Annotated in this window: 7 protein-coding genes and 1 pseudogene; 2 read left to right on the top strand and 6 right to left on the bottom strand. The window is 75.4% G+C overall.

Annotation, left to right across the window (positions count from 1 at the left end):
* Together ACQRUO_RS36390 and ACQRUO_RS36385 are read left to right on the top strand one after the other, a co-directional pair.
* Nucleotides 1–2229: pseudogene (locus ACQRUO_RS36390) on the top strand (hypothetical protein); the annotation flags it as partial.
* On the top strand, nucleotides 2226–2654 hold the full coding sequence (locus ACQRUO_RS36385) for a hypothetical protein (RefSeq protein WP_428320453.1): 429 nt from the start codon (nucleotides 2226–2228) through the stop codon (nucleotides 2652–2654). The pseudogene ACQRUO_RS36390 and the gene ACQRUO_RS36385, both read left to right, overlap by 4 nt.
* 19 nt (nucleotides 2655–2673) lie before the next feature.
* Here ACQRUO_RS36385 and ACQRUO_RS36380 read toward each other — a convergent pair whose 3' ends face one another.
* From ACQRUO_RS36380 to ACQRUO_RS36355, 6 genes are all read right to left on the bottom strand, one after another.
* The gene (locus tag ACQRUO_RS36380) at nucleotides 2674–4215 is read right to left on the bottom strand and encodes a carboxylesterase/lipase family protein (RefSeq protein WP_428320452.1); all 1542 of its coding nucleotides are present in this window, start codon (nucleotides 4213–4215) and stop codon (nucleotides 2674–2676) included.
* Between the two features lie 60 nt (nucleotides 4216–4275).
* Nucleotides 4276–5430, bottom strand: a complete 1155-nt coding sequence (locus ACQRUO_RS36375) for a class I SAM-dependent methyltransferase (RefSeq protein ID WP_428320451.1) — start codon at nucleotides 5428–5430, stop codon at nucleotides 4276–4278.
* Nucleotides 5427–6623 (bottom strand): glycosyltransferase, encoded by a 1197-nt coding sequence (locus ACQRUO_RS36370; protein WP_428320450.1) that lies wholly within the window; start codon nucleotides 6621–6623, stop codon nucleotides 5427–5429. Before ACQRUO_RS36370 ends, ACQRUO_RS36375 begins: the two co-directional genes overlap by 4 nt.
* Nucleotides 6620–7483: an alpha/beta fold hydrolase gene (locus tag ACQRUO_RS36365; RefSeq protein WP_428320449.1), complete on the bottom strand. Its 864-nt coding sequence runs from the start codon at nucleotides 7481–7483 to the stop codon at nucleotides 6620–6622. The genes ACQRUO_RS36370 and ACQRUO_RS36365 overlap by 4 nt, the downstream gene beginning before the upstream one ends.
* 2 nt (nucleotides 7484–7485) lie before the next feature.
* The gene (locus ACQRUO_RS36360) at nucleotides 7486–7812 is read right to left on the bottom strand and encodes an acyl carrier protein (protein WP_428320448.1); all 327 of its coding nucleotides are present in this window, start codon (nucleotides 7810–7812) and stop codon (nucleotides 7486–7488) included.
* The coding region (locus tag ACQRUO_RS36355; RefSeq protein ID WP_428320447.1) for a 4'-phosphopantetheinyl transferase superfamily protein at nucleotides 7809–9707 on the bottom strand (1899 nt) is incomplete at its 5' end. The genes ACQRUO_RS36360 and ACQRUO_RS36355, both read right to left, overlap by 4 nt.

Below are 9707 nucleotides of genomic sequence, written 5' to 3'. Positions count from 1 at the left end.
CACGCCGCCGAGGCGACCCGGGCGGCGGGCGCCGCCAAGTCGCTGGCCGCCGAGGCCGCGAGCGCCGCCTACGCGGCGCGCGATGCGGCCAACTCGGCCGCCGAGCACGCCGACACCGCGGCGAAGGCCGCCGACGAGGCCGCGGCCCGGGCAGCCGACGCCGGTGCGGACGCCAAGCTGGCGACCGACCTGGCCGCCGGCGCCCAGCAGTCGGCCGACACCGCGAGCGCCGCGGTGGAGCAGGCCCGCAGGATCCAGGACCTGGCCCGCCGGACCGAGGCCGAGGACCTCACTTCACGCACCGCGGCAGCCGTGGAGCAGGCCAAGGACGCGCAGATCGCCTACCAGGCGCAGGTCGCCGAGAGCGACGGCGCCAGTGCCGCGGGCCGGGAACTCGACCAGCAGGCCGACCGCCTGGCCGCCGACGCCGCCAAGGCCGACGCGGATCCGCACCAGGCCGCCGCGGCCGGGCGCAAGGTCGCCCTGCGCGACCTGCAGACCCGCGGCGCCTGGCAGCAGGCCGCCGCCCGCGTGGTGCTGGCCGGCTCGGACCAGGAGGTCGTGGACTACCTGCGCGGCGGACGGGCCGAGGCGGCCGGCCGCGACCGGCGCGACCGGGTCAACCGCCTGGCGAGCGAGGCCGACTCGGCCGCGATCCGCTCGGCCGCCGACACCGCGCTGCAGGGCGATGCCGCCGGGATCGACCGGTTCCTCGAGAGCGGCCAGCACCTGGCGGCGGCCAACGACTACCGGGTGCGCGTGGTGCAGGTCGTCGGCACCGGCGAGCGCGGCGTCAAGGAGGCCGGTCAGGCCGCCCTCGCCGCCAACACCACCGATGCGCTGCGCGCGTTCCTGACCGACGGCCAGTTCGTGGCCCAGCTCAACGACGACCGGGTGCGGGCCGTCCAGCTGCTGAGCAGCGGCGGTCCGGAGGTGCAGGCAGGCGCCAGGATCGCGCTGGCCGGCCCGCCGCAGCTGGTGCACGCCTTCGTCTCCGTGGGCCAGTACCAGGCCGCGCGCAAGGACCAGCTGGCGGCCACCCACGTCGCCCGGGTCCAGCAGGTCATCGCCGAGTCGGCGGCGGTGGCGGCCGGCGCGCAGCAGAGCGCGGCCGAGGCCGGGCGGGTGGCCGCGGTCGCCCGGCTGGCCGCCACCGACGCCGACGGCTACGCCCGGCAGGCCCGTGACTCGGCCGGACAGGCCGCCGGTTACCAGGCGCAGGCCAGGCAGTCCGCCCAGCAGGCCGAGCAGTCGGCGACCCAGGCCCAGCAGGCGGCCAGGTCGGCCGCCGCCGCGCAGGTGAGTGCCGACCAGGACGCCGGCCGGGCCGCCTACTCCGCGGTCCGCGCCCAGCTCTCGGCCAAGCGTGCGGACGCCTCGGCGAACGCGGCCTGGAGCGCCGCGGCCGCCGCGCGCAGCTCGGCACTGGCGGCGGGCAAGGACGCCGGCGCCGCGAGCGCGGCGGCGAAGGAGGCCCGCGAGGCCTACTACGCCACGGCCCTGCAGGAGTGGGAGGAGCACCGACGCCAGGAGGACCAGCGGCGCAAGGACGAGGAACGCCGGGCCCAGGAGGCCAAGGACCAGGCGCAGCAGGGCAGGCCGCCCGGGATGTCCCAGCAGGAGTACTTCGAGATGCTCACCGAGATGATGCGCAACGGACCGATCGTGGAGCGCCCGAAGCCGAGCGCGCTGCAGCTGGGCTTCCAGTGGGCGCTCGGTCTCGGCGAGCGCCAGGTGGACTACAAGGCCGGGGACAAGTTCACCGAGGAGCTCCGCAAGGACCACTCGATGGACGTGGTCCGCGGCCGGATCCGGGACGGCATCGCGCAGGGCCTGACGGCCGGCAAGGACGGCTACAGCGTGCTGGGTCAGGAAGGGGTGCCGCGACTGCTGTCGGATGCGCTCGACGTCCAGACGTTCGGCATCTCGGGTTGGCTGGACGGCAAGACCAGCGGCGGCAAGTACGGCAGTGCCAGCTCCGTCTTTGTTGGTTCGTATGACTACTCCTATAAAGTCGTCTCGCGCGACGACCAGCGAGGGACGGCCCAGGTGGAGATCAGGATCAAGAACGACACGACCTTCAATTCCCTGGTGCACCCGCCCGTGTTCCGCAACGCTTGGGACACCTGGGTCGGTGGCCCGATCAACAGCCTTGCCGACAAGATCGGCGGCCCGATGTCCACCAGGACCCAGACCGTCACCTGGACCGAAGAGGTGAACCTGCGATGAGGAAGTGGCTCGCGATCGCGCTGGGCGTCGGCGTGCTCGGGCTCGCCGGGCTGGTCGCCGCCGTGTTCCTGGTGCCCGGCGCGACCGGTGGGCGGGCCAGACCGGACCAGCTGGTCGGCGCCTGGTCCGGCGACCAGGACGCGCGACTGACGCTGCGCCCGGACGGCACCCTGGACGCCGTCGCCCTGCCCACCGACCTCTCGGTCCCCGACCACCGGCCGGTCGACCCGTTCACCGGGGCGGGCACCTGGACCCTGGAGCCGAAGCACGGGCCGGCCGACCAGGAGCTCAGGCTCGTACTCGCCACGCCACAGGGCCGCACCGGACTGCGGGTGCTGATCAAGGGTGACGGCGCCGACGGCGGGATCTACCTCCCGGGCGACGAGGACGCCGGGACGGGGTTCGTGCTCCACCGGTCCCCCTGAGCCTGACGGGCGCCTCGCCCTACCGCTCGATCAGCGGGGCGGCGGGAAACCCGTGGTCCTGCCAGATGCGGCGGGACGTCTCCTCCGGGTAGGCGGTGACGGTCGGCGTCTCGTCGAAGAGCTGCACCAGGCGTTCCTCCCGGTCGTACCCGGGCCAGCCGGGGTCCCCGTGGGTGGCGAAGGCCACCCACGCCGCGCGCATCCGGCTCGACAGCGCCTCGGCTTCGGGGGACGGACCGTCGCCGATCAACGCGGCGGGCTGACCGCGGTCCAGGTTCCCGAAGACCAGCGGCACGTCGAGGCCGTGACAGGCGCCGAGCACCCCGCCCAGGCCCGGAGCGGACCAGGTCAGCTCGTACACGTGGGCGCGGCCACCCGCCGTGGTCTGGCTCTCGGCCAGGCGCAGCGTCGGCATCCGGAACAGCCAGTCGGACAGGACCAGTTCGTACAACCGGTCCGGGTCCGCGGCCGACCAGGCCGCGCGATAGCGGCGTTCACCATCGGGTCCCGGCCCGAACACCCGTAGCGCGGTGGCCGCCTGATCTGGTGTCACCTGGCCGAGCAGGCCGTCCAACGCCGTGAGCAGTCGCTGCTCGTCGCGCGTGTGGCCGACCAGCAGGTCGATGTCCCGACCCGCGCCGTCGGCCAGGGCCTGCCAGGGCGTGACCGGCAGCAGCACGCCGTCGACGACGGGCGAGAACGGGATGGACCGGTGCGCGACCGGGCCCCAGCGGTGCGCCCACGCGGCCATCCTGGCGCCGACCGCGTCGCCGGCGGCGGACAGCCGGGCCGCGGGCACCGTGGACAGGTCGGCCACCGTGGGCCGCAGGGAGAGCTCGGCGGCGCAGGCGGCGGCGATGTCGGCGGCCAGGTCCGGGGTGAAGAACGTGCCCTGCACGCTCTGCGCGACCGCCCGGGCGAAGAGCCCGGCCCCGGCCGCCCGGTCCATCGCCAGCAGCGCGGCCACGGAGCCGGCGCCCGCCGACTGTCCGAAGACCGTCACCCGGTCCGGGTCGCCGCCGAAGGCCCGGATGCCCTCGTTCACCCAGCCGAGGGCGGCGACCTGGTCGAGCAGGCCCCGGTTGGCGGGCGCTCCCTCGAGCTGTCCGAAACCCTCGAACCCCACCCGGTAGTTGAACGTCACCACGACGACGCCGTGGCGGGCCAGCCGAGCGCCGTCGTACTCGGGAAGGCCCGACATGCCGACCGTGTACGCGCCGCCGTGGATCCAGACCAGCACCGGCAGCCGGGCGCCCGCGCCCGGATCGGGCGACCAGATGTTGAGCGTCAGCCAGTCGTCTCCCGCCGCGTCCTGGGCCAGCGCGGCCATGCCGAGCGCGCCGCCCTGGGGCGGCGGCGGCCCGAACGAGACCGCCGACCGCACGCCGTCCCAGCTCCGCGCCGGGCGCGGCGCGGCGAAACGCAGCGCGCCGACCGGCGGCTCGGCGAACGGAATGCCACGGAAGACGGCGATCCCCGCCTCCCACGCACCACGGACCGCCCCGCCCGGCGCCCGCACCACCGGCTCGACCCCGAACGACGCAGCGTTGACCTCGGCCATTACTCCTCCTCTTCGGTCACGCACGATCCACCGGCTGCGGCTCGGCCGCACCACTGCGGATCATCCCGCCAAGTCGGGCCGGTAGCCTGCCATTTCCCGCGTCGGAGCGGCCCGGGCGACCAGGCGGTAGGCGTTGGACAGGCGCAGGCGGCCGGCGACGGGGGCGAGCAGGTGGTCGATCGCGGTCGCCGCCAGCAGCACCGGGGAGCCGGCCAGGAAGAGGGCGCCGCGCAGCAGCAGCCGCAGCCGCCCGGGCGGTGCGCCCGGTGCCCAGGGCGCGTCCTCACGCGGGGCGCGGGCGTCCAGCAGCAGCCAGCAGGCGGCCAGCAGGTCCACCGGGTCGTGCGCTTCGCCGTGCTGTTCCAGCACCACCTCGAAGCCCAGCTCGCCGAGGCGGCGGCGCAGGTTGGCCACCGGCATCAGGTTCAGGTGCTGCGGCTGGAGCCAGGGCAGCCACCAGCGCCCGAGCGTGCGGGCCCACCCGCACGCCGGGTCGGGGACCTCGATCACCAGCAGGCCGCCGGGGCGCAGCGCCGCCCGGGCGGCCGTCAGCTCCCGGGTCGGGTCGGTGCTGTGCTCGAGGTAGTGGAACATGCTCACCACGTCGTACCGCCCGGCCAGGGTGGGCGCGAGCTCGGGGAAGGAGCCGCGGTGGCCGTGCGCCAGCCGGCCCTCCCGCTCGGCCAGCAGCACGCCTTCGCTGGAGTCCAGTCCGTCGAAGGAGGTGTCGGGGAAGACCTCGCGGGCGGTGTGGCAGAAGTGGCCGTGGCCCGTGCCCACGTCCAGCCAGCGCTCCGGGGCGGGGGCGAGCGGGGCCACGGACCGGGCGCGGCCGCGGTAGGCCCCGGCCCGGGTGGCGAACATCCCGGCCAGGCGCTGCTCGCCCAGGCCGTCGTAGAAGTCGCGGTAGTAGAACTCCAGTCCGGCGTCGGTCAGTCGGGGGTTCTGGAAGACGTGCCCGCAGCTGTGACACTCCGTCAGGACGAACCGGCCCGGCTTGTGCTGGAGCAGGTCGCGGGTGCGCAGCCGGACCCGCAGCAGGGTGGAGCGGCACCAGGGACAGGTCGAGCGGCGCGGTTCGAAGAACCGGTCGGTGCCGTCGGCCAGGTCGGCGCGGTAGCGGGGGCGCAGCACGGCGACCTGCGCGGCCCGGGCGGCCGCCTTGCCGGTGGTGGTGCGGGGAGCTCCGGTGCTGCGGTCCGGTGTCGTGGTCATCGCAGGCTCCTGTCCGGGCGCCGGGGTTCCGCGGCGAGCAGCTGTTCCAGGCCGGTGGCCGCGGCGGTCGCGCCGCCCGCCGCGCGGAACGAGGCGCCGATCCGGTGCGCCGCGGTCCGGTACGCGGGGTCGTCGAGCACCGCGTCCAGCGCGCGCCCGAGCAGCGCCGCGTCGGCCCGGCCGAAGCGCACCCGCAGGCCGGCTCCGGCCGCCACCACCTGGCCGGCCACCACCGGTTGGTCGTCGCGGATCGGGGCGACCACCAGCGGCACGCCGTGCCACAGGGCTTCGCAGACGGTGTTGTGGCCGGCGTGGCAGATCACGGCGGCGGTGCGGGCCAGCAGCGGCAGTTGCGGGATCGAGGGCAGGACCAGCAGGTCGGGGCCGGGCGGGGGCTGCCCCAGCACCGCGCCGGGGTCGACGATCACCGCCTGCACCCGGTCGGCACGGGCGTGCAGGGCCTGCCGGCAGGCGGTCAGGAAGGCGGCGCCCGTGTCGCTGTTGGCCGTGCCAAGGGTGACGAGCACCGTCGCACGATCGGGGTCCAGCCACGGCCAGGGGAAGTCCGGGCCGGTGGGGCGGGTGGTGATCGACGGGCCGACGAAGCGGATCGGGCCCGGCGGCGAGGTGACGGGTCCGGTGAGTTCCGCGGTGGTGAAGGCGAGGGTCAGCCGCGGGGAGAACCGCGGGTCACCGCTCCCCGGCGGGGCACCGAGCCGCCTGCGCAGGTCGGCAAGCAGGCCGCTGATCCAGCCGTCCACCAGGGGCAGGCCGCTCAGCGCACCGGTGAACTCGGCCGAGGTGGTGGCGGAGGTGGCCCACGGCAGGCCGAGCCGCTCGGCGACCAGCGCGCCGGCCACCGCCTGCTGGTCCACGACGAGCAGGTCGGGGCGGAAGCTGCGCACCGCGGCCGCCACCCCCGGGGCCATCGCCTCGGCGAGCGGGACCAGGAAGGCCTCCCAGAGGAACTTCAACGCCGCCACGCCACGCAGCTCCGGCGGTCGCCCGACCTGCTCCCCCGCGGGGGCACCGCAGGGGAAGACCTCGGCGTGCGGGCCCGCGAGCGCGCGGACCGGGTCGGGCAGCCCCGCCCAGGCCGCGGTGTGACCGCGGGCGGTCAGCTCCGCGGCGACTCCCACGGTCGGGTTGACGTGCCCGACCAGGGGCGGGACGACGAACAGGACGCGGCTCACCGGGCACTCCTCCGGTCGGCGGCGCGGCTCGGTGTCCCGGCGGTGGCGAGGTCGGCCGCCGGGGCGCGCAGCGGCACGCCTTGGTCGCGCAGCCAGGACAGCGTCAGTTCGCGGACCACCTCCGGGGTCTCGATCAGCACGGAGTGCTCCTGGCCGGGGACGAAGGTACTGCGGCAGTCGGGCAGCAGCGCCTCCAGCCAGGCCGCCTGCGGGGCCAGGTCGGACCGGGTGCCGTAGACGGCCAGCACCGGGCAGCGGATCGCCCGCAGCTCGGCCTCGGCGGGCAGCCTGCTGGCGGGGATCTCGCGGGCCAGGGTGGTCTGGGCCAGCAGCACGCCGGCCGAGCGGGCCAGCCGGGCCGTGTGCCGGCCGCGCTGGGCCGCGACCCAGGCCAGTGTGGACTTCTTGACGAGTTCGGTCTCCGCCCGCCGCAGGATGCCGTCCAGTTTGCCGGCCCAGGCGGCGGTGGCGGGCTCGGACTCGACGGCCAGGATGCTGCGGACCTGCGCCGGGCGCCGGGCGGCGAGGGCGAACGCCACGGTGCCGCCGAAGGAGTTGCCCAGCAGGTGGAGGGGGCCGGTCTCCCCCAGCCGGTCCAGCAGGTTCTCCAGGTCGTCGACGAACCGCTCGAGCCGGTAGCCGGACGGCGGCCGTGCGGTGCGCCCGTGGCCGCGCTGGTCGTACATCAGGACCCGGGCCCCGGCGCCGGCCAGGGCGGGGGCCAGGGTGAAGTAGTAGCTGGCGAGGCTGTCGGTGAGCAGCCCGTGCAGCAGGACGACGGTCGCCGCGGGCGCTCCCCCGTCCCGTGGTTCCAGCCACTGCACGTGGCAGCGCAGCCCGTCGAGGTCGAGGAAGGCCATGGTCAGCTCCGCTCCTCGGTGCGCAGGCAGTCCGCGACGTGGTCGACCAGCCGGCCGACGGTCAGGGCGATGATCTCCTCGAGTTCCATGCCCGCGATGAACTCGGCGAAGTTGACCCGGGCGCCCCAGCGGTCCTGGAGCAGGCCGGCCAGGGTCACCAGGTCGATGCTCTCCAGTTCCAGGTCCTCGGTGAACCGGGCCTCCCGGGTGACCTCGGCCTCCTCCAGGCCGTACTCGCCCAGCACGGCGACCACCATGGCGGCGATCTCGCGCAGGATCTGCTGCTCGGTGGGCCGGTTCGGCTGCGTGCTCTGCTCGCTGACGCTCACTTGGTCGCTGCCCCTCTGTCGTCCGACTCGGCGTGGTGGTCCGTGGCGTCGTCCGTGGTCCAGGCGACGACGTAGCGCCGGGCCGGGAGGTCGGCCGGGTTGGCGATCTCCGTGCAGCGCAGGTGGTGGGTGCGCGCCGCGCCCGGTCCGGCGACCGTGACCAGCAGGGCGTCGGGGTCGGCCAGTTCGTCGGGGTCGGCGCGCACCACGGTGAAGTCGCCGGGCCGGCCGCGCAGTCCGGTGCCCTCGGCCTTGGCCGCCGCCTCCTTCGCGGCCCAGAACCGGGTGAACCAGAGCGCCTCGCTGCCGCCGTGGGCCGCCCGGCAGGCCGCCAGCAGGTCCCGCTCCGCCGGGTCGAGCGCGACCGGTGCGGTCGGGGCCGGACGCTCCGTCACCTCTTCCAGGTCGATGCCGACGCCCGGCCCGCCGGCACGCGCGGGCCGGACCAGGGCCACCGCCGCCTCGTGCCGGTGGGCGAGGGAAACCTCGAGTGCGGGCAGCTCCCGACCGTGCAGGCCCACCACCCGCGGCCGGCCGCTCGGGTCGTTGCGCACCTCGATCTCGGCGGGGTACACCGGGCCCTCGCCGCGCTCCCAGAGCCACCGCCGCACCGCGTCCTTCACCGCGATCCGCCCGAGCAACCAGGCCCGGCGACCGCGCGGCGGCTGCTGCTCGTGCCGGGCCCGCTCGGCGCTGCCCAGGTGGTTGCGCATCACGAGGTCGCGGGAGGCGAGGTCCGGCCAGCGTTCGTGCAGCAGCAGCCAGCCGCCGGGCTGCACGGTGGAGAGGGTGTTGCGCTCGACGAACCGCTCGACGGGGCGGGTCGCGGGGTGGCTGTCGAAGCGGCGGTCCTGCCAACCGTGCACCTCCGCCCAGACCGTGGCGCCGCACCGCAGCTGCACGTCGGCCTCGAGCAGGGTGGCGGTGAGTGCGGTGACGCGGATGTGGCACTGCACCTGGGTGCCCGGTGGCGGGGGCGGTCCGTACCGGCGCAGCCGTCGCAGGCCGACCGGGAAGACGACGGTGCGATCGCGGTAACTGGCCATGATCCAGTAGCCGAGCAGTTGGCCGACGTTGTCCAGCAGGGCGCCCGAGGCGGTGGGCACGGTGATCACGCCGCGGACGTGCCGCTCGCCGACCGCGGTCAGTTCGGTCAGCCCCTGGAACGCCGGGCCGTGGAACATCCACCGCTGCTCGTAGAGCGCGGCGGCGGTCAGCTCCGGGACGCGCTCGCCCGTCGGGTCGACCGGCCAGGGAGCCGGCGGCGGGTCATGACTGTCCGTCAGTTCGACGATGCCCCGGGCGTATTCGCCGAAGGCGGCGGTGCGCAGGTCCGGCCCGGCGTCCTGGAGGGTGAGTTCCACCTCCATCGGTGTCGCGGCCGGGACCCACTGGGTGAAGCGCATCTCCCGCACGCCGACGGCCACCCGTCCGGGCTCGGCCCGCTCGGCCGCGTCCAGCAGGTGCTGCACGATGGTGGTGGCCGGGACGACGGGCCAGCGGTCCACCAGGTCGGGCCAGTCGGGGCGTTGCCGGAAGAAGCAGTGGTCGCGCAGGTAGGGCATGGTGGCGCAGGAGACGTGCAGGCGGCTGCGGTGCGTGGAGCGGGTCGGGCCGACCGCCGGCCGCGCCGCGCCGATCACCTCGACCGCGGCCCGCTCGGTGTCGCGCAGCAGTGCGTCGAGTTCGCCCGCCAGCGGGAAGCGGTCGGCCAGGGCGGAGAGCGCCGACGGGTGCGGGCCGTCTGGGTGCAGCTGGTGCGGGCCGTCCGGCCTAGTACTGCAACGGTGCTTAACCTGACGAGGCTTCAGCTCTTGGGCTGTGGCCTCGTCTCTTGTAGTGGCTGGTCCGGGCCTGGTGTTGGCGTCTGCGGCGCCAGCGGGACCAGTGCAGAA

Source organism: Kitasatospora sp. LaBMicrA B282 (assembly GCF_050325825.1).
Lineage (GTDB): Bacteria > Actinomycetota > Actinomycetes > Streptomycetales > Streptomycetaceae > Kitasatospora.
Note: the sequence above shows the minus strand (reverse complement) of the source record. Positions and strands in the feature narration are given on the sequence as shown.

Excerpts from the sequence above, each read along its gene's own strand:
- ACQRUO_RS36385 (WP_428320453.1), top strand. The coding sequence starts at position 2,226 with ATGAGGAAGTGGCTCGCGATCGCGCTGGGCGTCGGCGTGCTCGGGCTC.
- ACQRUO_RS36380 (WP_428320452.1), bottom strand. The coding sequence starts at position 4,215 with ATGGCCGAGGTCAACGCTGCGTCGTTCGGGGTCGAGCCGGTGGTGCGG.
- ACQRUO_RS36375 (WP_428320451.1), bottom strand. The coding sequence starts at position 5,430 with ATGACCACGACACCGGACCGCAGCACCGGAGCTCCCCGCACCACCACC.
- ACQRUO_RS36365 (WP_428320449.1), bottom strand. The coding sequence starts at position 7,483 with ATGGCCTTCCTCGACCTCGACGGGCTGCGCTGCCACGTGCAGTGGCTG.